General features: G+C 66.5%; 25 protein-coding genes and 2 pseudogenes. 16 read left to right on the top strand and 11 right to left on the bottom strand.

Annotation, left to right across the window (positions count from 1 at the left end; all coding sequences use genetic code 11):
* Positions 1 to 31: 31 nt before the first annotated feature.
* Complete coding sequence (uppS, locus tag CLM62_RS30675) at positions 32 to 745, top strand: polyprenyl diphosphate synthase (RefSeq protein ID WP_095753149.1); 714 nt, start codon at positions 32 to 34, stop codon at positions 743 to 745.
* 148 nt (positions 746 to 893) lie between these two features.
* Here uppS and CLM62_RS30670 read toward each other — a convergent pair whose 3' ends face one another.
* The 5 genes from CLM62_RS30670 to CLM62_RS30655 all read right to left on the bottom strand — a co-directional run bounded on the left by CLM62_RS30670 (position 894) and on the right by CLM62_RS30655 (position 3,364).
* On the bottom strand, positions 894 to 1,280 hold the full coding sequence (locus tag CLM62_RS30670) for a hypothetical protein (protein ID WP_095753148.1): 387 nt from the start codon (positions 1,278 to 1,280) through the stop codon (positions 894 to 896).
* 99 nt (positions 1,281 to 1,379) lie between these two features.
* Positions 1,380 to 1,541: a hypothetical protein gene (locus CLM62_RS52070; protein ID WP_257004190.1), complete on the bottom strand. Its 162-nt coding sequence runs from the start codon at positions 1,539 to 1,541 to the stop codon at positions 1,380 to 1,382.
* The gene (locus CLM62_RS52065; RefSeq protein ID WP_257004189.1) at positions 1,541 to 1,828 is read right to left on the bottom strand and encodes a hypothetical protein; all 288 of its coding nucleotides are present in this window, start codon (positions 1,826 to 1,828) and stop codon (positions 1,541 to 1,543) included. Before CLM62_RS52065 ends, CLM62_RS52070 begins: the two co-directional genes overlap by 1 nt.
* Positions 1,829 to 1,945: 117 nt before the next feature.
* Positions 1,946 to 2,380, bottom strand: coding sequence for a hypothetical protein (locus CLM62_RS30660; protein WP_095753147.1), 435 nt, complete (start codon positions 2,378 to 2,380; stop codon positions 1,946 to 1,948).
* A gap of 96 nt (positions 2,381 to 2,476) precedes the next feature.
* Complete coding sequence (locus tag CLM62_RS30655; protein ID WP_218835638.1) at positions 2,477 to 3,364, bottom strand: hypothetical protein; 888 nt, start codon at positions 3,362 to 3,364, stop codon at positions 2,477 to 2,479.
* Positions 3,365 to 3,736: 372 nt separating this feature from the next.
* Here CLM62_RS30655 and CLM62_RS30650 point away from each other — a divergent pair, with 372 nt between their 5' ends.
* From CLM62_RS30650 to CLM62_RS30640, 4 genes and pseudogenes are all read left to right on the top strand, one after another.
* A complete protein-coding gene (locus CLM62_RS30650; protein WP_179382287.1) occupies positions 3,737 to 4,768 on the top strand; it encodes a lipase family protein in 1,032 nt (343 codons plus the stop codon).
* Between the two features lie 120 nt (positions 4,769 to 4,888).
* Entirely contained in the window at positions 4,889 to 5,809 is a 921-nt protein-coding gene (locus tag CLM62_RS30645; protein ID WP_095753146.1) for a hypothetical protein, read from the top strand.
* Positions 5,810 to 5,814: 5 nt separating this feature from the next.
* Positions 5,815 to 6,001 (top strand): annotated as a pseudogene (locus CLM62_RS52765) (IS630 family transposase); the annotation flags it as partial.
* 686 nt (positions 6,002 to 6,687) lie between these two features.
* Entirely contained in the window at positions 6,688 to 8,400 is a 1,713-nt protein-coding gene (locus CLM62_RS30640; protein WP_218835637.1) for a tyrosinase family protein, read from the top strand.
* A gap of 329 nt (positions 8,401 to 8,729) precedes the next feature.
* Here CLM62_RS30640 and CLM62_RS30630 read toward each other — a convergent pair whose 3' ends face one another.
* From CLM62_RS30630 to CLM62_RS50290, 5 genes and pseudogenes are all read right to left on the bottom strand, one after another.
* Positions 8,730 to 9,242, bottom strand: a complete 513-nt coding sequence (locus CLM62_RS30630) for a hypothetical protein (protein ID WP_095753143.1) — start codon at positions 9,240 to 9,242, stop codon at positions 8,730 to 8,732.
* 50 nt (positions 9,243 to 9,292) lie between these two features.
* Positions 9,293 to 9,883 (bottom strand): phosphoadenosine phosphosulfate reductase family protein, encoded by a 591-nt coding sequence (locus tag CLM62_RS30625; protein WP_179382286.1) that lies wholly within the window; start codon positions 9,881 to 9,883, stop codon positions 9,293 to 9,295.
* Between the two features lie 191 nt (positions 9,884 to 10,074).
* Positions 10,075 to 13,833, bottom strand: coding sequence for a hypothetical protein (locus CLM62_RS49480; RefSeq protein ID WP_143659179.1), 3,759 nt, complete (start codon positions 13,831 to 13,833; stop codon positions 10,075 to 10,077).
* 66 nt (positions 13,834 to 13,899) lie between these two features.
* Positions 13,900 to 14,055, bottom strand: a pseudogene (locus CLM62_RS53230) (helix-turn-helix domain-containing protein); the annotation flags it as partial.
* A gap of 220 nt (positions 14,056 to 14,275) precedes the next feature.
* Positions 14,276 to 14,437 carry a hypothetical protein gene (locus CLM62_RS50290; RefSeq protein WP_179382285.1) on the bottom strand — a complete coding sequence of 54 codons (162 nt, stop codon included), beginning with the start codon at positions 14,435 to 14,437 and terminating at the stop codon, positions 14,276 to 14,278.
* A gap of 645 nt (positions 14,438 to 15,082) precedes the next feature.
* Here CLM62_RS50290 and CLM62_RS30620 point away from each other — a divergent pair.
* From CLM62_RS30620 to CLM62_RS30590, 8 genes are all read left to right on the top strand, one after another.
* Positions 15,083 to 15,415, top strand: coding sequence for a hypothetical protein (locus tag CLM62_RS30620; RefSeq protein WP_095753141.1), 333 nt, complete (start codon positions 15,083 to 15,085; stop codon positions 15,413 to 15,415).
* A gap of 8 nt (positions 15,416 to 15,423) precedes the next feature.
* Positions 15,424 to 16,314 carry a site-specific DNA-methyltransferase gene (locus CLM62_RS30615; RefSeq protein WP_095753183.1) on the top strand — a complete coding sequence of 297 codons (891 nt, stop codon included), beginning with the start codon at positions 15,424 to 15,426 and terminating at the stop codon, positions 16,312 to 16,314.
* The gene (locus CLM62_RS30610; RefSeq protein ID WP_095753140.1) at positions 16,314 to 16,739 is read left to right on the top strand and encodes a hypothetical protein; all 426 of its coding nucleotides are present in this window, start codon (positions 16,314 to 16,316) and stop codon (positions 16,737 to 16,739) included. The genes CLM62_RS30615 and CLM62_RS30610 overlap by 1 nt, the downstream gene beginning before the upstream one ends.
* Positions 16,740 to 16,843: 104 nt before the next feature.
* The gene (locus tag CLM62_RS30605) at positions 16,844 to 17,197 is read left to right on the top strand and encodes an HNH endonuclease (protein WP_095753139.1); all 354 of its coding nucleotides are present in this window, start codon (positions 16,844 to 16,846) and stop codon (positions 17,195 to 17,197) included.
* Positions 17,194 to 17,319, top strand: coding sequence for a hypothetical protein (locus CLM62_RS52060; protein WP_257004188.1), 126 nt, complete (start codon positions 17,194 to 17,196; stop codon positions 17,317 to 17,319). Before CLM62_RS30605 ends, CLM62_RS52060 begins: the two co-directional genes overlap by 4 nt.
* A gap of 153 nt (positions 17,320 to 17,472) precedes the next feature.
* Entirely contained in the window at positions 17,473 to 17,901 is a 429-nt protein-coding gene (locus tag CLM62_RS30600; protein WP_095753138.1) for a hypothetical protein, read from the top strand.
* A gap of 365 nt (positions 17,902 to 18,266) precedes the next feature.
* Positions 18,267 to 18,905 carry a hypothetical protein gene (locus CLM62_RS30595; protein ID WP_095753137.1) on the top strand — a complete coding sequence of 213 codons (639 nt, stop codon included), beginning with the start codon at positions 18,267 to 18,269 and terminating at the stop codon, positions 18,903 to 18,905.
* Positions 18,906 to 19,274: 369 nt separating this feature from the next.
* On the top strand, positions 19,275 to 19,928 hold the full coding sequence (locus tag CLM62_RS30590) for a hypothetical protein (RefSeq protein ID WP_095753136.1): 654 nt from the start codon (positions 19,275 to 19,277) through the stop codon (positions 19,926 to 19,928).
* 38 nt (positions 19,929 to 19,966) lie between these two features.
* On the opposite strand, the gene CLM62_RS30585 is transcribed toward CLM62_RS30590, so the two are convergent.
* Positions 19,967 to 20,826, bottom strand: a protein-coding gene (locus CLM62_RS30585; RefSeq protein WP_373559204.1) for an IS5 family transposase whose coding sequence is annotated in 2 segments (ribosomal slippage) — positions 19,967 to 20,460 and positions 20,460 to 20,826 — 861 coding nt in all. Because the reading frame shifts where the segments join, the coding sequence is not laid out codon by codon here.
* Positions 20,827 to 21,137: 311 nt separating this feature from the next.
* Between CLM62_RS30585 and CLM62_RS30580 the strand changes: the two genes are divergently transcribed.
* The 3 genes from CLM62_RS30580 to CLM62_RS30570 all read left to right on the top strand — a co-directional run bounded on the left by CLM62_RS30580 (position 21,138) and on the right by CLM62_RS30570 (position 25,333).
* Positions 21,138 to 22,934, top strand: a complete 1,797-nt coding sequence (locus CLM62_RS30580) for a hypothetical protein (protein WP_095753135.1) — start codon at positions 21,138 to 21,140, stop codon at positions 22,932 to 22,934.
* Between the two features lie 193 nt (positions 22,935 to 23,127).
* Positions 23,128 to 24,006, top strand: a complete 879-nt coding sequence (locus CLM62_RS30575; protein WP_095753181.1) for a metallophosphoesterase — start codon at positions 23,128 to 23,130, stop codon at positions 24,004 to 24,006.
* Positions 24,007 to 24,211: 205 nt separating this feature from the next.
* The gene (locus CLM62_RS30570) at positions 24,212 to 25,333 is read left to right on the top strand and encodes an IS630 family transposase (protein ID WP_306457945.1); all 1,122 of its coding nucleotides are present in this window, start codon (positions 24,212 to 24,214) and stop codon (positions 25,331 to 25,333) included.
* Positions 25,334 to 25,363 lie beyond the last annotated feature (30 nt).

Raw genomic sequence — 25,363 nt, 5'->3', positions numbered from 1 at the left:
GTAAGCCTCCCGGCCCGTGCACCGTCCGCCCATGACGATGACCACGCCTCCCACAACTCTGCCCTCCGCACTCCCGCGGCACATCGCGTTCATCGCTGACGGCAACCGCCGCTGGGCCAAGGCACACGGCACGGCGGTCGAAGAGGGATACCGCCAGGGTGCAGCCGCCGTTCACCGTGTACTGGAGCACTGCCGCGGCGTCGGGGTCGAGACCGCGAGCGTCTTCCTCATGTCCGACCGGAACTTCGGGCGTGACCCGAAGGAGGTCGCCCTCCTGATCGACGTGATCGCGGACCTGGTCGACACGGAGGCGGCCGTATCGACCGGCCCGGTCGGCATCCTGTCCAGCGGCGTAACCATGCCGGCGCGCGCCCCGCAGTTCCTGAAGGACACGATCCGGCGCGCCGAGGAGCGGACCAGGCACCGCGCCGGCATGACCGTTTGCTTCGGGATCGGCTACGACGGCCACGCCGACATCACCCAGGCCGTGCACCAAGCCGTAACCGCCACACGCGACGCGTGCGAGGCGCGGCCCATCGACAACTACCTGTCTACCGCCGGACTTCCCGACCCGGACCTGATCATCCGCACCTCCGGCGAGCGCCGACTGTCAGGGTTCCTGCTGTGGCAGGCCGCGGACTCAACCTTGCACTTCGACGACCGGCTGTGGCCCGACTACGACGCGACCGCCCTCGTTGAAGCACTGGCTGTCCACTCGACTCAGATCCGCGCATACGGCGGCTGACGAGTCATCACCGTGCGGCAATAGCCTCGCGGATGGTCTGCACGTCTTCTCGGAATGTCGAACCGCGGCGCGCAAGGCGCACGAACGCACGGGCCCCCAGGCCATCCGTGGACAGGGCGTAGCCCCGGCCCGCCGTATGCGCCCCCGCTCACACGTCCGTGGTGGCGTGCGGGATCTGCACCGTTGCGGTCGCCAGTTCGTACACGCCCTTGGCCACCTCCGTGAGGTAGCCGCCCTGAGCAAGGCGCTTGAGGTGATCCCTGGCACCGTCGGCGTAGATCGGCCAGCCCAGATAGGCGAATCGGTCTTGGGCTCGCCTCCAGTCCGACTGACCTCCGAGTTCCCGCACGGAGTCGAGGAGCTGCTTGAGGCGCTTGCCTTCGGGGCCCTCGGGAACGGCCGGAGCCGGAGCAGTGAGCGCCAGGACGGCATGCGTGAGGGCGGTGAGCAGGTGGTCTACGCGTTCCTGACCTTCGTGCTGCCAACCGTTGCGCAGTGCTTCCTTGGATGCCTCGTGCTGCTGATCGCGGTTCACTACTGGGTCCCTTCGGTGTCGTGGGAGAAGCATGGGCCAACCGCCGACGGTCCAGGAAACGGGCGGCCGCGCAGCGCGGAGTTCGCGCGGCCAGCACCGTCAGAACAGACCGAACTGCCCGGCGGACTCGCGCGCCCGCCGCTCGTCCTCGGCGCGCTGCTGTGCCTCTCCCTGCTGCACGAGGGCCTTGAGCGGGGCCTGACGCGCCGCCTGGTCCGCCACGCGGGTCTGCAACTCCGCGGATGTCGCCCACCGCACCATCACCTCGTGGTCGGCGACACCGGGCGCCTCGGCGTTGACCGTGCACTTGATGTGCCGCTGCTCCAGGCGTCCGCTGATCTCCGCCAGGTCCGGAGCCAGTTCGGGCCGTACGCGCCGGCGGCGACGACGAGCGTTCCGCCCTCGTCCTTCTGCTGCCGCAGGGAGAACCCGTCGGTGCCGTGTCCGTCGGGGCCTGCCTTCTCCTCCTCCTCGGTGAGCCGGAGGTCGACGAGCCCGCCGTCGACGAGGTGACGGCGGATCGTGTGGGAGCGGGTGACACGGGGCATGGGGCGTTCCTTCGTTCGGGGCGGGGCCGGTGCTCTCCGGCCCCAGGGACGGGGGCGAGGAAGCCGCCACGGCGCCGCTCCCGGGGGTGGGGCGGGCCGTGGACGGCTCGGTGGCGCCTACTTGGACGCGCGGGCCTCGATGGCGCTCAGGACGGCGGGAGCCCGCCGCATGGCCTCCTGCGCCATGGCCCGCACCATGCGGATGCCGAGGACGTCAGCGACCCGGCGAACGGTGTCGTCGGCGAACATGCCCAGCTCCGGCCAGTCGGCCTTGACCGCGGCGAGTTGCTCGTCGGTGAGGCGGTCGATGGTCCACGCCGACGGGGCAGGGCTGTCGAAGACCTGGCGCTTGGACATCACCTCGTCGATGGTGGCGAAGTCCTTCACGATCTCCGCGGCGATGTCGTCGCGCTCCTCCAGGAGCTGGACGTCGAAGGCGAAGCCCTTGCCCTTCGACTCCTCGGAGCTGTGCCGCTGCAGGCTGGCCTCGAACGCCGCGGTGTTCTCGCGGATCTTGGCGAGCGGGGTGTTCAGGTCGGGCTTCTGGTACATGGTGGTGTCCCTTCGTTCGGGTCGGTGGCGGGGTGCTCACCCCGCCGCGTTGGGGCCCGGGGCGCCCGATGGTGGACGCCCCGGAAGTCTGGTGGATCAGGCGGTCAGCGTGAGGAGCTGCCGGTGATCGGGGAGGGAGTTCAGGAGACGGTTCCGCCACGCCAGGGCGTACCGCGGGCAGTTGCCGCAGTGCTTGTGCGTGCACCCGGGCATCGGGGCCCGCTTGGTGGCGTTCAGGCTCCAGGCCAGGGAGTCGGAGGAGTAGAGCAGGTGGGCGGCCTCACGCAGGCCGGTCACCTTGAAGCCGAAGCCGTGGAGGCGGATGCCCATGGACCACAGGGTCTCGATGATGCGTACGGCCTCGTCCGTGGTCTGCCGACGGCACACGGAGCCGATGCCGACGACCGGCTCATACGTGAGGTCGACACCGGCCCGCTGGAACAGGTCCACGCAGCGCAGGTAGTCATCGAGGGTGAAGCCCTGAAGGACGGGCATCCACGGCAGGTCCGCGTCCAGCGTCATGAGGTTGATGAAGGACGCCACGGTCTTGTACTGGTGGCTCTCCACCGTGAGACCGGTCTTCGCCAGGATCTCGTCCTCGCACATCCAGTCCTGAATCGCGCAGACGTCCATCATGCCGATCTCGTCGTAGTACCGGCGCGCGGCCGCGGCGTACTTGTACGGGGTGACGGTCCACTGGCCGTACTTCGACAGCTCCGTGAAGCCGCCGGAGTCCAGCATCCAGGGGGTGACGGCGCGCGGCAGGGTCTTGCGGCCGGAGAGGCGGTGGTTCGCGACGCAGAGGGGGACGCAGTCCTCACCGAACTCCGGCCGGGCGAGCCACGACGGCTGATGCGTGCCCAGGTACGTCACGCGGTCGACGTCGTCGTACGAGCGGCGACCGGGATTCTTCGGGGCGGCCGGTCGCATGGCTGCACTGTTCTCGGCAGAGGCCGCAAGGTCGAAGAGGACGGCAGAAGACACGCGGTTTCCTTCGTTCGGGACTCATTGGCGGTGCTCTCCACCAACACTCCAGATAGTACAGCAATGAGACTCGTAAGGGAGGGGGAACCCACGGAAAACGGGGACCGCCCGACCGGACGGCCCCCGCAGTGCCCCGCAGGGCTAATTAGCACGACGAGACACGTGTGGCGGTACCCAAAGCGCTGCTGTCAAGGAGGCTTGACAGCATGGATGAACAGGCACTCTGGCAACAGGGGGCCGCATTCAGTTCCCGACTGGTCTGGGAACAGGTATGCAGGCTCTTACGGCGGCGAGGGTCGCGTGTGTCTGGCGGGCAGGCGTGCGGCTGCCTGCACGGGCCCCTTTGGAGCCGAGACGAGGAGTCGAGACGCGATGAACACGATCAGCAAGCGGACGGCAAGGCTCTACCTCGAGGGCGGGGAGGACGCAAAGGAGTTCTCGGTGGCCGCCGTCGCGCCGCCAGGGCCGGCCGACCTCCTGCAGACCGCGCTGGCGGATGCCTGCCCGGCGCCTGATCAGGTGGGCTATAGCCCCTCCGCCGCACTCCTGCTCTCGGTCGCGTCTGCCTGGGCCTACTCAGACGCAGAGACACTCACCGCAATGTTGAGCGTCTGCGGCATGAGCGACCCCGAATGCCACCTGTTCAGCGTGGTGAACGGGGCGCTCTTCGTCGATGCCCAGGCGTTCTTCGTGCGCAGCACCGAGCAGCGCGTTGGCATCCTGGTCTTCCGCGGGACCGAGTTCGGCGGTGTCACGCTCACCGACGTCTTCACGGGCATCCACACGGAGACCGTCCGGTACCCGGACGCGGTCGGCTCCGCGGTCCACGGCGGGTTCTACCGGAGCTTCAAGTACCTGTGGCCGAAGCTCGTCCCCACGCTCGCGATTGAAGGGACCGACGAGGCGGGCATTGACCGCCTCTTCATTGCGGGACACAGCCTGGGTGGCGCCCTGGCCGCGCTCGCGACCTGCGAGCTCGTCGCTGGATCGACGCTCCCCACAGGGCTGCGGGGGAAGTTCTGCGGCCTCTACACCTTCGGCCAGCCGATGGTCGGCGACCGCGCCTTCGCCGCGCACTTCGAGCCGCTGGTTGGCGAGCGGACGTTCAGGCACGTGTATCAATACGATGTCGTGCCGCAACTCCCGCCGCGCACGACGGGGCGGTTCAGCCACTTTGGCACAGAGTTTTTCGGCACAGCCACCCAGACCTGGCAGAGGCGGCGCATTTCGAGGCAGCAGGCGTTCGCGGCGACGCTGGCGATCCCGGTGGCGATCCTCGCCTTCGTGCTGCGGCAGCTGCCCGCGGGGCGCAGGCTCTCGCTGCCGGTCTCGCTCAGCGACCACCTGCCGCAGAACTATGTCGACTGCTCAAAGCTGAGGAACGTGGCGACGACCTATCCCTAGACCATCTGCGCAGTGCAACTCGCACGAAGGTAACGAAGTGCGTCGCCCGGCCGACCGGCATGGCGACGAACAGTCGCAGCAGGGTGACTGTCTGTCAACAACGACGAGAGAGGACCCGAGATGACACGGCCGCGCTACACCCTCATCACCGGCGACTTCTACATCCGCTACCCGGACCTGCCGCGCAACGGTCCGGAACCGGACGGCGACACCATCAACTTCCTGCCGGACAACGACGACCTCGTACGGAGCCTGCCGCGCTTCAGCAACCGCGGCCCGGACCGGCGCCACCTCGGCACCTACGGCACGCGGTTCGAAGGCATCGACACGCTCGAGACCCACTTCGAGAACCAGCACCAGGACCTGACGTTCGCCCGCGCTGCTCGCGACCACATGCTGGACAAGATGGGTTTTGGCGCTGTCAAGTTCTGGGAGGACCTGCCCAACAAGGTCGAGTCAGCCGAGCACCACCCGGTCCGGGGCTACCTGCTCGCCAACGGCGTGGAGAGCAACGGCCGGCTGCTGGCGCTCGTGTACCCCGGCGAGCCCGATCTTGCTGCTGCCGACGGCGATCCCGTGTCCGTCGACGTCGAGCGGCTCGATCGGAGCGTGAACGTCAGCCTCGTGCGCGCCGGGCTGGCCTACGCCGAGCTCTATGCGACCATGCCGCTTGAGCTGATCGAGCACCTCCGGGGCGTGATCAAGGAGGTGCGGGCGAACGCGACGGGCATGTGGCCGCAGGAAGCAGTCACCACCGAGCGTCGCGTCCAGCTGACCGGGCTGACCGAACTGTCCCAGCTGGTCATGTTTCCGAAGCTGTATCGACGGCTCGTCAAGTACTTCAAGGATGGCCACGTCGACCTGGCAGCGTTCGACGTGTGGGTCCGCGCCGACCCCGTCGACCGCGACGACACAGCGCTGCTGCCAACCGGCGAGCTGGGCAACCTGCACGATCTGTACGACGTCAACGCCGACGGCATCCAGCTGCAGTTCCTGCCCGAGGAGCTGATGTTCGCGCCCGATCCCGTGCCGCATCTGTAGGCCACGAGCGCATCTGGGCCGCCCTGAAGGCCTCCCTCGCCAACACCGCCGTCACCCTGGCCGGGCCGCCAGCGCCAGGTCCACGCCTTCTTCCGGCAACGCTCGCCCGCCCAGATGCTGACCACCGCCGCACCCTGGGCCTCGCCCTGGCTGCCGAAGCATTACGCGCAGAACTTCAGGCAAGCCGCTTAGCTCTCGACGGCGCCGGCCTCGCTGTGCGCCTGCACCTTAGAAGACATCTCATTTGGTGAGCCTGCACTAGTTGAGTGTGCAAGCGATACTGGTAAAGAAGGGTCGTCGGCTTTGGAGGAAGCGGCAGCCGGCAAGCCAGGCCATGGTGAAGTCGATGGTCTCCAGCAGTGTCGGCAGAGACCCTGGGACGAATCGATTCCTCTGCGGGCGATCTGGTGAGTGGTTCCGCGTAGTCACCCGCACCTGTCCGGCACAGCCAGCGGTGCCTCGCAATGCGCCCCGTCCCTCACCGCGCAAATCGTGCAGCTACGTACCACACCGCGAGGGCCTTCCCGAGCTGACGCCTCTGCCCAACCGCCTCGCCTCGTTGACCATGCACTCGAACGCTGGGGAGGTAGCCGGGAGTTCTCTGTTTGATCCGGGATGGCAGGCCATGGCGAAGGGGCGTAACGTCGAAAGAGTAGGAAACCAGCTTCAGCACGGAACTACTTGAGCATCGAACCAGCTGACGAAGTGGTTGAACAATGACTCTAGGCGATGGAGTACGCAGGAACATTGCTGACGTCGAACCAGTCGAGCGAGAGTTGCTGCGCGAGGCGTTCATTGAGCTGAACAGGCGACGGTACCCTGGAAACTGGGATGACCGGCCCGACCCAAACCGGCCTGACGTAGTGGTGCCTGGTGGCGTGAGTTGGTGGTTCAAGCAAGACGAGATTCATAAGGTAACTCACGTACATGTAGGGCCTGAGTTCCTCCCCTGGCACCGGGAGATTGTGAATCGGCTCGAAGAGATGCTACGCAGCGTCAACCCGAAGCTCTCGTTGCACTACTGGGATTGGACTCAAGATCCCCGAGCGATCCCGAACGCTAATCTCGGTGATGGGAGGCGCGGAACGCTGAATCTCTTCACGTCTGACTTTATGGGCTATGGCGGCCCGACACAACAGGAGATAGGTGAGCCGTGGCTTAATGCGGGATTCTACGTGCCCTCCGCGAGTCCGAATCGAGAAACCAGCGATAATCCGGCCGATCCACCTCGCTTGGTGACGCGCGCGGTTGGTCCAGCATCTGCACCGTCTCACGCGAGCGAAGACCAAGACGAGGACATTGTGTCGCAGGCAAACTACTTCGCAATGCGTACTCGGCTCCAGGCTGTTCACAACGCCATGCACGGGTTCGTGGCGATGGGTCGCCAACATATTTCGTTCCGAGACCCATTTGTGTTCCTGCTGCACTCTAACGTCGATCGATTGTTTGCGCTTTGGCAGACGCAGCGCGGCCATCCGGAACGGCTCGACCCTAATTACGTATACGGCCCGGACAGTAACGACCCTGGACTTAATAGCAACATTGAACCCTGGTCAACGGGACATTCCTTCGATTCATTCGGGATTGAACACTTCGCCCGGCCATGGTACATGCCAGAAAACATGGGCATGCCGAGGAATTACAAACATCCATCCATCGTGCAGCCGCCAATGTACGACAGCAATATTCCTCCCGATTCGTTCACCAGCCCGCCAGCGGCCGTGTCGTGGGGGCCGGACCGACTAGACATCTTCGCCCTCGGGAGTCGAAGTCAGATGCGTCACAGGGCCTGGCACGTCAACGGCGAATGGTTCCCCAAGGACGACTGGGAGGACTTGAGTGGCGAGTTCACCAGCCCGCCAACCGTTGTCTCGTGGGGGCCAGAACGGCTGGACATCTTCGCCCTCGGGCTTGGCAAAGACATGTACCACAAAGCCTGGCACGTTAACGGCGAATGGTACCCATCCCTGGGCACATGGGAGCCACTCGGTGGCCAGTTCACCACCCCACCGACGGCCGTGTCGTGGGGGCCGGACCGACTAGACATCTTCGCCCTCGGAACCCGAAACGAAATGCGTCACAGGGCCTGGCACGTCAACGGCGAATGGTTCCCCAAGGACGACTGGGAGGACTTGAGTGGCGAGTTCACCAGCCCGCCAACCGTTGTCTCGTGGGGGCCGGAACGGCTGGACATCTTCGCCCTCGGGCTTGGCAAAGACATGTACCACAAAGCCTGGCACGTTAACGGCGAATGGTACCCATCCCTGGGCACATGGGAGCCACTCGGTGGCCAGTTCACCACCCCACCGACGGCCGTGTCGTGGGGGCCGGACCGACTAGACATCTTCGCCCTCGGAACCCGAAACGAAATGCGTCACAGGGCCTGGCACGTCAACGGCGAATGGTTCCCCAAGGACGACTGGGAGGACTTGAGTGGCGAGTTCACCAGCCCGCCAACCGTTGTCTCGTGGGGGCCAGAACGGCTGGACATCTTCGCCCTCGGGCTTGGCAAAGACATGTACCACAAAGCCTGGCACGTTAGCGGCGAATGGTACCCATCACTGGGCACATGGGAGCCACTCGGCGCCTAATCAGTCCGCTCTCGCTGCCACCCTGCGGAGGCGCCCGCCTGCGTCGTCGGCGGAGGCGTCGGCCTGCGTCGTCGGCGTCCTGGCCTACTTCGAAGCAGAACGCGGACCCCGTCGGCGGCGCCCCGCCAAACTGCACGCGGACAACGAACGCAAATCCGACCACTTCCTGGCCTTCACCAGCATCGCCTGCACCCTCATCTGCTACCGAAGACTTGCCAAATGAGACGACTTCTTATGAAGCTCGGTGGTCGGCACCTCGGTCTCCCGGCAGTTCCAGCGCTCGGTGAGCAGGTTGACCAGTACCGTGCCGTCGGAGAACGGCCATCCCTTCACCTGCACGGGCTGTCCGGCTTCCCCTCCCGCACCCACACGGCGCGGGAGCCCACAGGCAGGCGGGCAGTGAGCGGCGGAGCGGTCAGCGGCATCCCGACCAACTTCCGGCCCCGCTCGGTGATGTACGCCCCGGCGAGTGTCCGCCAGCTCTCGCTGGCTTCGGCGATCCGGCCGTCACGGCTCTGGAAGATCACCAGCCCGTCACGGCTCATCCCCATGCCCTCGTAGTGGTTCAGCCCGTAGACGGCGCCGGTCTCCGGGTTCGCACGCCTCAGGTGCCGGTAGCGGTCGATCGGGATGAGCGCTGCGCGCCCCTCGAGGGTGAGGAACCGGCTGCCGGTCTCCTGGTCGGTGCGCGCCCACGTCTCCGGTATCGACCCCAGCACGCGCGCGGACACCACACCGTCGGGCAGACGCCCTCCGGCGTCGACGCCGGCGAGCAGGGCCTTCCGCTGGCCCTTCGTCATCTTCGTGATGGCGTAGCTGTAGAGCAGGTGGGTCTCGGACACGGTTCGTTTCTCCCCCGAAGGATCAGGTGCAGGTCAGGCAGGGTGCGGGGTCAGGCGGCAAGGCCGTACAGCGCGGCCTGGCGGTTGCGGTACTTGGCGGTCATGGCCCGCCCAACGTGCTCGGCCATGGCGGTGCCCACCGGCGGCCGCGCGGCGGGCCCCTCCGCCGCTTCCAGAGCCGCCGCGGGCCGGATGATCTCCTGCATCGACAGGCCCTTTTTGAAGTCGGCCCCGACCTTGACTTCGGTCTTGGCGTACGCCGCAGCGAGCTTCGGCACGCGCCACGCGCCGTTCACCAAGTCGTTGTTGCAGCCGAGGACGCAGAACACGCAGCTCAGGCGCCGGTTTCCCCAGTCGTATGCCGGGTGGTACGGCAGGCGGGAACGGGCGATCTCGCGCCACACCTTCCGGTCGCTCCACGCGTGGATGGGCCGCCATGTGGTGACGTGCCTCCGGCCGTTGCTCGCCCCGCGGTCGATCTCCACCTCGGCGAGCTTCGCCCGCTGGTCGCTCTCCGCGGCACGCTGTCCGATGCACGCCAGGATGCGCACGGGACGCCCCAGGTGCGCGAGTTCCGCGGCGAGCCGTGTGTAGAGGGTCCGGATCGGCCCCCGCTTTTCGCCGCTCGTGCTTCTCTGCACTTCACCCTCACGGGTGAGTTGGCGCGCGTAGCCCACTCAAGGCACGGCGACCGCTCCGACTCTCAAGGAGCGACGCCAGCCCGGGGTGTAGGCATCGTGGGGATGCCGCGCTGGCACGCGAACCCAAGGCCGAGTCGCCTCGCCACGACTTCTGGTGTCACCCACGTGCGCGCGTGGTCTGCGCTCGGCGGTTACGACCAAAAGTCCTCTCTGATCTCAGCCATGTGATCTTCTTGGCGAGCTCGCTGATCCCAGCTTTCCGAAATCCTCCGGAGCAACCGCTGCGTGCGAGGCCAGCGAACCCCGACTGCTTGGGCAAACTTTTGATATTTGTCCGCGAGGGCTCTTTCTTGCTCTCCTCCAGCGTCAAGTGATCGCCAGGTCGTCCCCCTGCTGTTCATCACCGCAATTGCGAAGCCACTTTCAATATCCTGGCTTCGGACACTGTCAATGATTTGACATACTTCCAGAGCTGGCCACTGGGCCGCCGAACCAGAAGCATGGAACAGCATTTCCCCGATGAAGCCGTCTCCGTACCGGAGCAGCTTCTTCTCCAGGAGCAGGCGCCGCGTCTCCGTAACCCAATCAGCCAGTACGGGCCTCTCCCCATCTCCCTCAAAACGAGGAGCGCCCTTCCATGACTTGAGCAAAGAATACGCCTGCTTGGCCTTGTTCTTCATTTCTTCAGTGACTTCAACCTCGGCACCCCCGCTACCTTGAGGAGGGAAGATCAAAGCAATCAAATCAACAAAGAACGAAGGATTCTGAGCCATTTCCTCATGCAAGATCAAGGCTGGCGACTCCAGACCATCCCCCAGGACCGGCAGGAATTTCCATTCGACTTGCGCCAGAAGCCCTCGAATAACCCCCGGAGCACTACGAGCATGAGCCAGGAGTTCTTTCATTTCGTAAACTACAGAGGAAATTGATTCCGGAGCCTGCTCCTTGAATGATGCTTGATGTAGGGCATAAAGCATTTTGTTGACGTCAAAATCATCACCCTTCCCCCTAGCGATCCAAAAGAGAGGGATCGTCTTTTCAAAGAGTTCCATCTCCAGTAGCGTGTCAATGGCCTCCCGGCGGTCTGACTCGGACTCGACCTGATAGAGGTTGAATCGACTCCAGTATGCTTTCTTCACTCCATCTTCGCACTGTCCAGCGAGAGCGAAAGTAGCATTCTCGGGAGGTAGGGCGAGCAAGAATCGAACAACCCTTTCTTGCGGCCATCCCGGAAATCTATCAGAAAACGCCGAAACCCACGACCAGCCCTCCAGGGAAAATCGAGAGATGACATAGCCGAATGCAACCCTACCGTCAGCATCTTCGGGCGATTCAAGCGTGCCAAGCATTTCCTCATCAAACTCGCGAGAGATGGCTCCGAGTGCAATTCCAAGCCGTTCGGGCGCCTTGCACTTAGAAGCCAGGATCCACACTCCTTCCAGCCCAAGATCGGCTACTACGCTCTGCGCGACTTCCTCTTGCTTCTCCTGCACCGCAGTGAAGTAGTTGGCGTCTGACGCGCTGAGCCCGGGAAGCTCCGGATGGTAGGAAAAAATCGAAGCGAACTCCTCCGTCTGATCCCCATCATTGAGTCGATCAAGTTCACGCTCGACTCGGGACAGCCTTTCTTCAGGTAGTGCCCAGCTCGCGGATGCATATTTTCGGTGCCGGTGAACCAGTTCCCGAAGTTGGCGGATAATTGCGTCCAAGCTGTCGGGGTCGAGCGAGGAAATCTCTATGTTACTGAGATCTCCGAGTACTGCATCGAACTGCTCATCGGGGAGTTGCGGCAACGCCTTGATTAGGTTAATCCACCCCGACTGGCGAGTATGTACATCCTCCAAGAGACGGCCTACGAGTTCACGGCAGTGTCGAATAATTTCCGAGCCGGTCAGGCCCGCCGGCTCGTCGTCCGGCTGCCATTCTCTCCATTTTGGACTGTAGGTATTTTCCGCAAATGTATGCGGAGACGGAAGAAGTGCCACCATGAGGTCCCAGGCCGCACGGGGCGCGGCTGCTCGGATAGCATCTAGCACCAAATAGCGCTCATCGAAACCAGCTGCCGTTTGGGGATGCCAGGGTAGGAAGATCTGTTGCAGGCTGCGAGCAGGGCGGTTGCTCCAGCGCCCTCCAGGCTCTCGCTCTGCAAGGAGGGCCAGAATAACGGCAGAAGTTCCTAGGTGGTCTGGCGCCCACGCCAATGCTTCAAGACTCCAGAGCAGGCCAGTGTGTTTGGGGTGCCCGAAGAAAGCCTTTTCAGCCTCGGGGTCGAAAACGGCTAGGATGCCCCCTTCATCAAGGGCACGGTCAACCATTTCTAGATACATATCGGGTGACGCTTCAGCCAGCAACGGGAGGGCATAGTCGAGGGAGGGCCATAGAAGCCGAGATTCATCCGCAGTTGCTCGGTCCAGCACCTCCCTAACAATGGAGTCGGCAAAGCTCTGTCCGGTCATACCGTTGGGAAAGGTGAAATCCCCAGTGCTGGTGGCAATCAGTGCAAGGCTATCCGCTACGTTTGCCATTAGGTTACTAGTCCAGGGCAGCGAATGACCATACAGCCCCGCAGCCCAGCGCTTATCAACCTCCAGTGAAAGGGCAGGGTCGGGGGTCGTCAGCATGTTCACCGCAAGCTTACGGAAGTTTGCCAAAGTGCTGGCAGTGGCGTAACGCGCCACGAGTTCCCATGAATCCCGCTTCGATACGCAGAACCACTGCGCGCCCTCTCGGCGCACTGGCATGTCACTTTGCCCCGACCAGCGGGCACAAGCGGCACTAACCTCAGCATATGAATTGGAGCTGATTTCACTCAAAAATTGCTCATCGCCAGGAGACCCCTCCTGCCATGCTCCTGCAAGAATAAGAGGAACGATCTCGGCAGCATTCTCGGGAGCCGCCCAGGCGGGGACACTGCTTGCGTTAGCGGAAACCCGCCTCCTAAACATGAGCAAACTGCGACGTGCAATTCCTGCGAGGTCATGAGCCTCCGACTCAGATACGCCCACGCTGACGAGAGCTTCCGCCGCCGACTGGCGTTTGATCCGTGAAAGCGGGATACATGAGCCGGAAGTCGGCGCGTTCAGATCGGCAGGAATAGCAACTTGATGACCGATGTCTGCCGCTTCGACTGCTGGAGGCTGACTGAATGTCGGGATCAGCAGCAAGCGCGTATCTGACGAAACTCGTGCGATCACCTCGTCCCACGCTTCAGGGGAGTCGACCACCAGAGCGCGCCGAGTTACCAACTCCTGCGAGTCCGGCGGAAGCGACAGGATGGTGGCCGCGATAAAGGCAAAGGATTCTTCAGCAGACTCCGCTTGGACAGTGATTACTGATGGCTCACTCTGCAACCAGGCAACGAGTTCTTCGGCCGCCGCCTCACGGCCAGCTGCTACAAGAGCAGGAGGGACCGGTGGCAGAGTAGCGAGGGACCACCGATTCCATGCAGTGCGGAGATCACTTGCGCCGTCCGGATCACGGCCCAGCATTTTGGTTACTCGGGCGTGGACCGCAGGGTTGCTGTCAAGCCAAGCCTCCAACGTGTCAGCGTCGTAGGCCCGAACGTCTTTCCAGATTTTTTCTGCGCGCTTGGTTGCAGCCCAGTTGTCCCTCACAGGCCAGCGCCTCGGAGTTACGAAGATGAACGTGGTCTCCGACGGCACCACACCCTGAGGATCTTTTGTCCGAGCAGCGTAGTCGCTGTCTGCTTTATCAGTTACGTCCTCGTTGACGCCCATTTCCCAGACGGATTTCCCGGCTGGAACCCAAGGGTTTCCCTGGACGGTATCCGCCTGTCCGTCCCAGCCGGGCATGCCGATTCCTTCACCCGAACGAAAGTCGACCGACAACAACTCAGCGGTTGAACCGATGACGAGGGTTCGGATCAGCCCAGGCAGCTCGTCACGCGCCACGAGACGCTCAGCCCACCCCTCCAGCTCCAGGGCGTCCACCAGCCAGCCGCGTGTCCCCCGGAACCTCGTAGGTGCCGGCGTTTGAGGGGTCGGCTGCTGGTCTAGGGCAGCTCGGACCTCGTCGATGTTGAATCGGCGATGCCCGCCCGGAGTCGTATCGAAAGGGATCCGCCCGTTGCGGGCGTACCGCTGCACCGTCGCGGGACGCAGGCCTAGCGCAGCCGCTACCGCGGAGGAGGTTGCTGTGCGAGCTGGAGTCATGAAAACACGTTAGCACGGATTTCACGGTTTACTCCAGATTCAATGGCTACGCTCCGTAGCCGCATCTGCAGTCCAGGGCTCGGATGCTTCGAACCAACTGCAGACTTGCCGAGGAGAGCGGCTGCCTCGGGATGCGGCGGTAGCTCTCCGCCGCGGGGAGGCCGGCCGCGGGCTGCGACCGGCACACTCACGCGCCCAGACACCTGGGCAGGACTGGGGCTCAGCCGCGGCGCACCCGGGCCAGCAGGGACCGAAGGGACTGGACCCGCCCACGCCGCTCGTACGCCCGGACCATCGCGGCGACGTCGGCCGGGTCCGGGGAGTGGTGCCACCACACCCTGATGAGCACGCCTTCGCGCAGCTCCCCGTGCGGGCGCTCCACCAGGACGCTCGCCCCACCCTGCTCGGGCGGGCTTCCACAGCAGCCAGACGTGATCCGTCTCGGAGCTGCGCTTGAACTCCCCGGTGTGCGTGGTCGGGGACAGGCCCAACAGGCGGGCCACCTCGTCGGTGAACGACTCGAACGTGTACCTCGGCGACTCGGCGGCGTGCAGGTGGGACTGGTGCCAAGACGGCAGCGGCATGGGGCTGGAACCTTCCTCAGAGCGGCGTACAGGCCACGGGCGACCCGGACGCCGAGACAGCGGCAACAGAGCAGACAGGCAGGGTTTTGGGACTTCTGGGACCGTCCACGCGCGCGGGCGCGTATGGGCCGCGGGATGCGCCGCCCGCCCCCTTCGGCCGGGCGGCGCGGGGGTGGGTCAGGGGCGGGGGTCGAGGTCGTACGCGACAGGAACGTCAACGCGGAACAGGCGGCCGAACATCCGGCGGGTGATCTCGGCGGCGTCGTAGCGGCCGTCAACCCGGTGACGACAACCGGGACGGTTTCGTCGACGAGGACGAGAGCGGGTGGGACTGCCGCCGCATGGGCAACCGCGTGTGTGGCCCGCAGCACTGATCCGCCCCGCCACCCCTCCCCCGGGGCGCACCGCCCGCGCCCCGGCCCCTCTCCTCGAAAGGCACACCCGTGGTCTCTGCCGCGCTTCCCGTCCCGCGCGTCACCATCGCCCGCGAGACCGCCGCCGTGCCCCTGCCTGACGGCGTCGACCCGGGGCTCGTCCGCGTTGCAGTGGCCCGCGACATCCATTGCGGCGACCTCGTCATCGGCGCCGTTGGCGGGCCCCTGAACCAGCCTCACGGCACGTTGGGCGCGTCCCCGATCGCCCTGCCGTTCCGCGCCCTGCCGACGCCGCACCCGTACCAGCATGACCGCGTCGCCCTGGACGGGATCCACCACGGCTGGAGGGCGCTGGACGAGGTCCTCTACGTGCCCGCCCAGTGGTGCGCCGTGGAGAGTTGAAGACCGAGATGAGGTTCGAGGCCCCGATCACGGTCGAGGACCTGGTGCACGAGCTGAACGGGCGGAAGAACGCGCCTGGGGAGGCATGGGAGGACCGGGAGGTCATCGGCAAGGGGCACCGGTCCCGCGGCGGCTCCGGGGTGTTCCCGCAGCTCCAGTCCCACACGTTCGACGTGACCGCACCGGCGACCGCGGCGGCCGCGCGCTGGGACGGCTGGAACACCGCCCTCAAGCCCGGCCATGAGCCGATCGTCCTGGCCCGCAAGCCGCTCGAGGACACAGTCGCTGGCAACGTCCTGGCGTACGGCACCGGGGCGATGAACACCGCGGCGTGCCGGACCCCGCCCGGCGACCCCGAGGGGCGGTGGCCGACGAACGTCCTGCTGTCCCACGCGTGGGCCGTCGACACGGACGGCTGGATCGTCGACGGCTGTGCGGACGGCTGCGCGGAGGGCTGCCCGGTTGCTGAGCTGGATCGCCAGTCCGGCCTACTCACCTCCGGCGCGAACCCGCGGCGCCGTGGCTCGGACAAGTTCCGCGACGTCTACGGCGACTTCAAGGGCCAGACCATGTGCAAGCCGATCCGCGGCGCGGACTCCGGCGGCGCTTCCCGTTTCTACCCGGCGTTCCGCTACCAGGCGAAAGCCCCCACCAGCGAGCGGCCGCGCCTGCCGGACGGCACCGTGCACCCGACGGTGAAGCCGGTCGCGCTGATGCGGTGGCTCGTCCGGCTGCTCACCCCACCCGGCGGGCTCGTCTTTGACCCGTTCGCCGGCACCGGCACCACCCTGGAGGCCGCCCGCCTGGAGGGCTTCGACTCCCTGGGCGTGGAGGCCAAGGCCGAGTACGCCGAGCTGTGCCGTCTCCGGTTGCGCCGCGACACCGTGAGTAGCAACTGATGTTGCTGAAAGCCTTCGACTCCGTTCGTCTCCCCGGCGGCGTGTACCTCGTTTTCCAGCGGATCGTCGGTGCCGGCGCCACGTCGCGCACCTGGTATCTGAGCAGCCTGTCCGGACGACGGCTGTCGTTCACCACCCTGGTGCAAACCCGGGATGACTACTACGGGCCCGCTGGCCACCGGCCGCCGGGACTGTGGAAGCGAGTGCTGCGCGCGGTCGTCCAGAGCAACGGGCTGACGCGGTCGTACTACTGCCCCGACCTTCCGCCGTCCCGGCTCGGGATCGCTGTGGCCGTGCCCCGCTACCTCGCTGAACTGCGCTGGGAGGGATGCCGCTGGAACCAGGCGGTGACCGAGCACCTGAAACACCCGTGTCCGGCGTGCACGGCCGCGGGGTGGCGCCCGACGGAGGACGACGCGACGTAAGCGTCGGACGCCGTCCACTCTCCCCGCCTCGCCCCGGGGCGCGCCCATCAGGGCCGTGAACGACGCGGTCCGGCGCCCGGGGCAGGCAGGAGACCAGCGCTGTGATGGCACGACGGCGAACCGGGCCCACCGACGTGGTGAAGGCCATCGTCTTCGAGCGGGACGGTGGCGCCTGTGTGCGCTGCGGGACTCGCGAGGCCCTGACCATCCACCACCGCGTGAACCGCGGCATGGGCGGCGCCCGCGAGCCTTGGATCAACCAGGCTCACAACCTCCTGACCGCATGCAGGACGTGCAACGGCTGGTTCGAGGACAACCCGCGCGAGTCCTACGAGGCCGGGTGGAAGGTCCGCCGGCCCCAGCTCCCCGGTGAGGTCCTGGTGCGCTACGCCGACGGCAGCGAGTACCGGCTCAGCCCCGACGGGGTGCCCTCCACGAACGTGGCGGCTGCCCGATGAGGCGGGCCCGCCGCAACCGCGGCCGTACGCCGAAGGGGTCCGGGCCGGGGTGGATCGCCATCCTCTTCGAGGGGCTCGTCGACGGGCTTCTCGACTTCCTGTTCTCTTGGGGGCGCAAGTGATGCGGCGACGGCAGTGCCCCACTGTCGAAGCCTGAGATCGGCCTCCAGTGCCAGCGGCGCGCCCGGCATGACGGCCCGCACCAGGCTTCGTTCTCCGACAGCTCACCCAGTCACTTCGAGTGGAACGACGGCGCCAACAGCTTCGGCTACGAAGTGCGCCCCGGCACAGTCCGCTACCGGCCGGCCGGGACGCCGTCCCTGGCGTACCGCCTCGGCGAGTGGACCGCGTCCGTGCTGTTCCTCGGAGTGTTCGGCACCCTGATGTGGGTGATGTGCTCCCCGGTCGCGGCGGTCACGTACTGCCTCGTGGCCGTGCTGTTGTCGGTTCGGCGGCCGTGCTTCGTCGACGTCGACCGGTTCACCGCCGGCGTGTTCCTCGTGCCCCGGAGGAACTACCCGCCGTTCTTCGCGGTCGGCTTCGCCCGGTACGGGCCGGAACCGGACGCTGGGCGGAGCGGCCTGCAGGTCACCATCGGGCGGAGGTCCCTGATGGTGTGCGCGCTGCTCCCGCGCGCTGAGTGGGCCGAGTTCCAGCGCCGGAAGGCCAAGCGTGAGGCCCGGAAGAGGGACGGTGCGCAGTGAGCCCCCGGATCATGTTGAAGGCCCGCGTTCGGCGGCCGCACGGGCTGCGCTTCGGCCCGTGGCTGCTGTGGGCCGCCCGCATCCCCCAGGGCCCGAACCTCGGCGTCGGACGCATCGCGGTCACGGACACACCCTGCGACTCAGCCCCCGGCCAGACCCTGATACGAGACGGTCAGGGGCACGTTCTGATCGTGGGCGGCACTGCGTTCGCGGTGCTCCGGTGCAGGTCAGTGCCGATACACCGCGCCCACCACGATATGCGAGTCTCGTGGCTGTACCATTCTTGGCTGTACGCAGGCATGGGGTTACCCCAGTCGACGTCAGGCGCTGCACAGCGCCCCAGCTTGAGATGGGAATCGGTAGCCATGCCCAAGGCCGGAATCACCTACTCGAAGAGGAAGGTCGAGGCGCCCGACTACAAGGCCCTCCGCGCGCGCGAGGAGCGCGCCGTGAAGGACGAGTTGGGAGCCATCGCCCGCCCGGACGACCGTATCGAGCGGGCGGCCGAGATCATCCGCCAGGCGGATGCCGAGATCGCGCTGCACATCGAAGACCGCGACAAGGGCGTGGCCTCCCTGTGGTTCTACGAGCACGTCCTCGGCCTGGCCGGCGCAATCGACGTCACGAACACCGCCTACCGGGAGATCCTGAGTAAGGCGCTGTACGGCATCGACCGGAGGCGCACCGCCAGCGGGCACTACGAGCTGCGGCCCGTCCCCGACGTAACGGGCCCGGAACTGGTGAAGCTCGCCGAAGAGGCCGGGGTACCGCGCATCGAGAACGCCTTCGAGGAACTGCCCCGCCTCGCCAGTGTCGTCTCCGCGGCACGGGCCCGGCGCGCCGCGGCGGTGGTCTTCATGCGGAACGCAGCCCTGGCCCTGTCCGAGGAGCCCTACGGCTGGAGCGGCGAGAAGATCGCCGAGCACGTCGGCGTTGGCACGAAGCTGATCTGGCAGCAACAGAGGACGGCCCGGCTGGCACGCGAGAAGAAGGGCAAGGGCTGACTGCTCCCCTCATTCGCAGACCGGTCCCGAGCACCTTTCGGGGCCGGTCTTTCCGTTGTCCCGCAGGTCAGGCCGGGGCCTGGAAATCAGGCGCCGGTCACCGGGGCCTGAAAATCCGGCTTCCGGTGAACGGGCCGCCGGGGGACCGGGTGCCGCTAGATCAGGCGCCTTTAGTAACAAGATCAAGCACCACAATGAAGTAAGATTTCCGATGCCTTCGCTTCGCTCAGGCATCGGCGCGCATCGGCGTCCAGGAGCCTCGAACTGATCACCAGAGCAGCGGCAACAAGACGACAGCGAGGCCAGGGCTGTCACAGAATCCGGCCGTCCGGCGTTCCCCCCGGCATGACGACGCGAATCCCTCGGACCATGCTCCCTCTGAACCTGACCCGCCACTTCTACGAGGCCCGCCGCGCCTTCCTCAAGACCGCCACGGGCCAGGAGTCCACCCCGTGGTTCCATCTCACCCCGGCGGAACGCGCCGTGGTCGAGGCGGAGATGGGAATCTTTCGGCAGGCGATACGGGCTGCCGAAGAGGAGCAGGACCTGCTCATCAGCCTCAACAAGACGGCCGAAGCCAGCAGGCCGACCGCCGAGGACACCGCGTCCGCCGCAGACGACGGCGGAGACTGCTCCTGCCCCGGCTGCTCGGCCGTCGCCACGCTCCTCGCCCTCCTCGAACACATGGGCAAGCGCCTGGAAGCCTCACCGCCCAAGAGCGAGCGCGGCGACGTGGTCGCGCCCAGAGCTACCCCCCTCAACACCCGCCCCTGGGGCGTGCCGCTGGCCGAGGAGGAGAAGACCCGCCTGCTACAGGAAGCCATCAACGACAGGATCGGCGTGTTCCTGACCGCAGGGATCGATCTCGAAGAGTTCGACGGAACAGCGCCCGACGGACCATCGCCCGTCGACGGCCGTCCGCTCCGCGTCGATCTGGACGGCCTCTTCCGGCAGCGCTCGTCGTTCGACAAGTACCGGGCGGAATTCTGGACCCGGCAACCGCCCACGGTCGACAAGGCGTAACAGAATCCGGCCCTTCGACGTACTACTAGGGTCCGTCTTCAAACGGATCTTGCCCAGAGCAGGAACGAGGCGAGTGTGACCGCCGCTTCGTAGGAGGTGGCGGTCTTCTCGTATCTCGTGGCGATGCCGCGGAAGCCCTTGAGTCGGTTGAAGCAGCGTTCGATGGTGTTGCGTCGGCGGTAGGTCTCCCGGTCGAACCCTGGCGGCCGCCCGCCGCGGTTGCCGCGGTTGTGGCGGTGCCTTTGCTGGTCGGTCTTCTCTGGGATGGTGTGTGCGATGCCGCGCCTGCGCAGGTAGGCGCGGAGGCCGCGGGAGCTGTAGGCCTTGTCCGCGATGACCTGGTCGGGCCGGCAGCGTGCCCGGCCAAAACCGATGCGAGGGACGCGGATCCGTTCCAGCAGGGGACGTGCGCAGATGCTGTCGTGGCGTTGGCCCGGCGTCACGAGGATTGCCAGGGGACGCCCGCGGCCGTCGCAGGCGAGGTGGATCTTGGTCGTCAGTCCGCCTCGGGATCGGCCGAGGGCGTGATCGTCCGGTTCGTCCTGCCGGTACCTCCCCCTTTTCGGCCGGTGGTGGCGGCGTGCTGGTGAGCACGGACGATGGTGGAGTCGATCTGCACCAGCCAGTCGATGTCTCCGGCAGCATCGGCCTGGGCTTGGATCTGCTGCAGAGCGCGGGTGAACACGCCGTCGAGCGCGTAGCGGCGGAAGCGGGTGTAGACCGTCTTCCACAGGCCGTAGCGTTCCGGCAGGTCTCGCCACGAGATCCCCGTACGGATCTTGTAGACCATCCCGTTGATGACCTGCCGGTCCTCCACGCGCGGCCGACCCGTGGCGGCCCGGGGTATCAGCGGAGCGAGTAACTCCCACTCACGATCGCTGAGTTCATGGCGACGTATCACCCGACCGTGATCCACCACCCGACGACCTTTGAAGACGGACCCTAGTGCGGCAGGCCCTCTGACCCCGAGATCCCCCCGGGGAAAGCACTCCGGCCGTGCCCCCGGCCGGAGTGATGGCCCCTGCTCCACCTCCCAGGTGCAGGAGCCTCACCCCGGCAAGACTTCCGACACAGACCCACCAGCCCGTTGAATCCACGGGTGCGCGTTCGTCTGGTCCGTGCCGGGATCCCGCGGCCTGGCCGGCGGTCTGGGCATGGGCCCCGGCCAGGCCGCGACACTAGACACCCGCGGGCGGCACCTTCCCCGCCATGTCCCGCAAGCAGCTCTCGCCCCCCGCACGCCCCCGCGTCGTCCCCCCGGCCCGCGAGCTGCGTAAGGGGCGTCAGCCCGGCGTCGTGTCTCGCGACGCCTCCAACGTCGCTGACCTCCTGCTGCGCGCCCCCGTGGCCGCTCGTCGCCGAGCCTTCAAGCACGACATCACCGCCCGCGAGCGGCCTCACGTCATGCGGGAGGTCGAGCGGGCCACCGGGTCGATGTATGGCCTCTGGCACGACACCCCGAGCGGCTTCATCGAAGACGTCTTGGGGGAGAGCATTTGGAGTCGTCAGCGCGAGATCGTCGACGCCGTCCCCCTCAAGAAGCGCATCGCGGTCCCGGCCGGCTTCGGCGTCGGGAAGACCTGGATTGCTGGGAGGCTCGTCGCCTGGGCCGGAGCGGTCAACGCGCCCGGGACGATGGTCATCGTCACCACGGCGACCAGATTCCGCCAGGTCAGGAACCAGCTCTGGCCCCACATCCGCAAGACCGTCGCCCGCGCGGGCCTGCCCGGCTACTGCGACACCACCCAGTGGAAGATCCCCGACCAGTGGGGCAACGACGTCATCGTGGCGTACGGCTTCACCGCGCCCGAGAACGACGAAGCCGCGATGCAGGGCATCCACGGCACACCGAAGCTCCTCATTGTCGTCGACGAGGCCGGCGGTATCGCATGCACCATCGGCAACGGCACCAACAACTTGCTCACCGGCGACGCCCGGATGCTGGCCATCGGCAACCCTGCGATGGACATGCCGCGGAGCTGGTTCGAGGGCCTGTGCGAGGAGGGCGACGACCCCGAGGAGCCCAGCACCGTCACCATCCCCATCGCCACCTACGCCTCCCCGGCAATCACCGGGGAACGCGTCCCGTACTGCAACGACTGCCCGGACGGCGTTCCCCCGCACTCCCTTGCCATCCACCTCCCAGACCAGGAGTGGGTGGACCGCACCATCCGCGAGTACGGCGAAGATCACCCGTACGTCGTGGCTAAGGTGCACGCCAAGTTCCCGAAGGGCGGCGGCGGTCTCGCGATACCCATCACCTGGGTCGAGGACGCCCAGAGCAACGACGACCCCACCGGGCCCGGCTGGCACCGCCTGTGCGACCTCGGCCTCGAAGGCGAGACCGCCAAGCACACCGTGAAGGAAGGCGCCTGGATCAGGCTCGGCGTCGACGTCGCCGCCGACGGAGGCGACGAATTCACGATCTACCGGATCGTGGGAGACGCGATCGAGATGCGCCAAGCCAGCTCCGGCATCACCAACGACAACCAGGTGAAGGTCGCGGAGAAGGTCCTCGAGGAGATCCGCGCGGCGCAGCGCCTCGCGGCCGCCCTGAACTCCCCCCACCCCGTCCGCGTGAAGATCGACAAGAACGGCATCGGCCACGGCGCGACCAGCATGCTGGAGGTATGGGCGGAGAACGGCACCCACCAGGCTCAGATCGTGGGCGTCATGGTCTCCGAGTCACCCACGCAGGTCGACCCGGGCGCGGTCATGCGGCCGTACCGCAAAAGGGATGAGATGTGGCTCGCCACCAGGGCGCTCCTCCAGCCGGACCCGTCGACCGGCACCGGCCGGCTGCGTCTCCGCGTCGACCGGCAGGCCGGTATCCAGCTCTCCACGCCCAAACTCGGCTCGAACACCGCCGGTTACAGCGTCATCGAGTCGAAGAAGACGATGAAGGCCCGCGGTATGAAGAGTCCTGACCGGGCCGAAGCCGCCCTTCTGGCCGTGTACGAGCCGGAGCCGCTGAACCAGCCGCGCCGCCGCGGCCTGCTCAACTAGTGCTCTGACCGGGAAGGTTCGCCGGGTTGGCTCTGTTCACGAGACTGGGCAGCAGTTGTTCAGCATTTCGGGCAGCACCCAGCCCTGTGCCCGTTCGATTTCATGGGCCGGGGGGAGCCAGGAGCCGGCGGATGGGACCGCATGGCGAGAAAGGCCGTGGCTCATCACCGGTGCCGGAGGCTAACTTCGGGTGATGCGGATCTTGCATCTCTCGGACACCCATCTGGACCGGTCCGGCGGACCCGACGAGGACGGGGCCGATGGCACTGCGGCACTCTGCCGCTTGCTCGGCGAGCTGGGTCATCTGGATGACCTCGACGCGGTGATAGTCACCGGCGATGTCGCAGACGACGGCTCTCACGAGGCGTACACGCGGGCCCACGAACTCCTGTCCGGCTACGCCGGCCGACGAAGGGCGAGCGTCTTCTACACGACCGGTAACCACGACGACCGCACCGCATTCGCCGACGTGCTCGGCAGCGGTCACGTTCAGCCCGAGGCGGTGTACGACGGAGCCGCAGGTGAGCGGGCGGGGGCCACCACCGTCCACGGATACCGACTGATCACGCTGGACACGCTCGTTCCGGGCAAGGGCTACGGCCGACTCGACGGCGGCCAACTCGAGTGGCTGCGCGAACTACTTGTCACCCCGGCACCATTGGGCACCATCCTGGCCTTCCACCACCCGCCTGTGGCCCTGGACGTCGACGTTCAGCGGGCGCTCGGTCTGCAGAACAGCGCAGAGCTGGCAGAAACGATCCGCGGGAGCGATGTCCAGCTCATCCTGTGCGGACACTTCCACTTGCAGATACTGGCTCGCCTGGAACAAGCGACCGTCTGGGTCACGCCCGGCGTCGTCAGCCGTATCGACCTGACTGCCCGCCCCGGCACGGAGCGCGCCGTCCACGGTCCGTCTGCTTCCCTCGTCCACCTGGGAGCGCCCCACGGGCCACTCATTCATACGCTCCACGCACGAGACGATCGCATGGGCAAGACGGTCTACGAGGCCGACGAGGAGGAGATGCGCGAGGTCATCGAAAGGCTCGGCCCCTCTCCTGAGGTCCTGAACTGAACCTGTTCCTCCACTGGACGGGGTTCGTCCCCTGAAGCCGCCTTCAGCACCCCGCTGCGACTACCAGCTGTTCGAACCGGGGGAACCATAGAGTGCTGTCCGACGTGCTGAACAACTGCTGTCCAATCTCGTGAGCAAAGCCACCGGGGTGGCGGTTGGGGCGGTTGGATGTGCGGTGACGCCCGTTCCGACCGCTGGAGGTGTGGTGGCTGAGCCCGTGCGGGTGCGCAGACTGACCGACCAGGAAGGGCAGAAGCTGCAGCAGATCGTGCGCCGGGGCAGTACCAGCTCGGTGCGCTATCGCCGGGCGATGATGCTGCTGGCGTCCGCCGGCGGGAACCGCGTTCCGGTGATCGCGCAGTTGGTCCAGGCCGACGAGGACACGGTGCGGGAGGTGATCCACCGGTTCAACGAGATCGGCCTGGCCTGCCTGGACCCTCGATGGGCGGGAGGCCGTCCCTGCCTGCTCAGTGATGACGACGAGGACTTCGTCATCCAGACGGCCACCACCCGTCCCAGCAAGCTCGGCCAGCCCTTCACCCGCTGGTCGATCCGCAAACTCGCCGCTTACCTGCGCCGCGTGCACGGACGCATCATCCGCATCGGCAGGGAAGCCTTACGGTGCCTGCTCCTGCGCCGCGGCATCACCTTCCAGCGCACCAAGACCTGGAAGGAGTCACCCGACCCTGATCGCGACGCCAAGCTCGACCGCATCGAGCAGGTACTGGACCGCTTCCCCGACCGGGTCTTCGCCTTCGACGAGTTCGGACCGCTCGGGATCCGGCCCACCGCGGGCTCCTGCTGGGCGAAGCAGGGCAGGTCCGACCGGCTCCCGGCGACCTACCGCCGCACCCACGGCGTCACCTACTTCCACGGCTGCTACTCCGTCGGCGACGACCGCTTGTGGGGCGTCAACCGCCGCCGCAAGGGCACCGCCAACACCCTGGCCGCGCTGAAGTCGATCCGCGCCGCCCGGCCCGACGGCGCCCCGATCTACATCATCTTGGACAACCTCTCCGCCCACACCGGAGCGGACATCCGTCACTGGGCGAAGAAGAACAAGGTCGAGCTGTGCTTCACCCCGACCTACGCCTCCTGGGCCAACCCGATCGAGGCGCACTTCGGCCCGCTGCGGCAGTTCACCCTGGCCAACTCCCACCACCGCGGCCACCCCGCGCAGACCCGGGCCCTGCACCGCTACCTGCGCTGGCGCAATGCCAACGCCCGCCACCCCGACGTGCTCGCCGCCCAGCGCAAGGAACGCGCCCGCATCCGCAGCGAGAAGGGCATCCGCTGGGGCGGACGCCGCCTCACCGCCGCCGCCTGACTCGTCCCGGCGTCACAGCGGCAGATAGCC

The sequence above is a fragment of the Streptomyces sp. SA15 genome (assembly GCF_002291145.1).
Classification (GTDB): domain Bacteria; phylum Actinomycetota; class Actinomycetes; order Streptomycetales; family Streptomycetaceae; genus Streptomyces.
Note: the sequence above shows the minus strand (reverse complement) of the source record. Positions and strands in the feature narration are given on the sequence as shown.

What these genes read in the sequence shown, in the direction of transcription:
- uppS (WP_095753149.1), top strand. Translation starts at nt 32, where the DNA reads ATGACGATGACCACGCCTCCCACAACTCTGCCCTCCGCACTCCCGCGG.
- CLM62_RS52070 (WP_257004190.1), bottom strand. Translation starts at nt 1,541, where the DNA reads ATGGTGCGGTGGGCGACATCCGCGGAGTTGCAGACCCGCGTGGCGGAC.
- CLM62_RS52065 (WP_257004189.1), bottom strand. Translation starts at nt 1,828, where the DNA reads ATGCCCCGTGTCACCCGCTCCCACACGATCCGCCGTCACCTCGTCGAC.
- CLM62_RS30660 (WP_095753147.1), bottom strand. Translation starts at nt 2,380, where the DNA reads ATGTACCAGAAGCCCGACCTGAACACCCCGCTCGCCAAGATCCGCGAG.
- CLM62_RS30650 (WP_179382287.1), top strand. Translation starts at nt 3,737, where the DNA reads ATGAACACGATCAGCAAGCGGACGGCAAGGCTCTACCTCGAGGGCGGG.
- CLM62_RS30645 (WP_095753146.1), top strand. Translation starts at nt 4,889, where the DNA reads ATGACACGGCCGCGCTACACCCTCATCACCGGCGACTTCTACATCCGC.
- CLM62_RS30615 (WP_095753183.1), top strand. Translation starts at nt 15,424, where the DNA reads ATGAGGTTCGAGGCCCCGATCACGGTCGAGGACCTGGTGCACGAGCTG.
- CLM62_RS30610 (WP_095753140.1), top strand. Translation starts at nt 16,314, where the DNA reads ATGTTGCTGAAAGCCTTCGACTCCGTTCGTCTCCCCGGCGGCGTGTAC.
- CLM62_RS30605 (WP_095753139.1), top strand. Translation starts at nt 16,844, where the DNA reads ATGGCACGACGGCGAACCGGGCCCACCGACGTGGTGAAGGCCATCGTC.
- CLM62_RS52060 (WP_257004188.1), top strand. Translation starts at nt 17,194, where the DNA reads ATGAGGCGGGCCCGCCGCAACCGCGGCCGTACGCCGAAGGGGTCCGGG.
- CLM62_RS30595 (WP_095753137.1), top strand. Translation starts at nt 18,267, where the DNA reads ATGCCCAAGGCCGGAATCACCTACTCGAAGAGGAAGGTCGAGGCGCCC.
- CLM62_RS30590 (WP_095753136.1), top strand. Translation starts at nt 19,275, where the DNA reads ATGCTCCCTCTGAACCTGACCCGCCACTTCTACGAGGCCCGCCGCGCC.
- CLM62_RS30580 (WP_095753135.1), top strand. Translation starts at nt 21,138, where the DNA reads ATGTCCCGCAAGCAGCTCTCGCCCCCCGCACGCCCCCGCGTCGTCCCC.
- CLM62_RS30575 (WP_095753181.1), top strand. Translation starts at nt 23,128, where the DNA reads ATGCGGATCTTGCATCTCTCGGACACCCATCTGGACCGGTCCGGCGGA.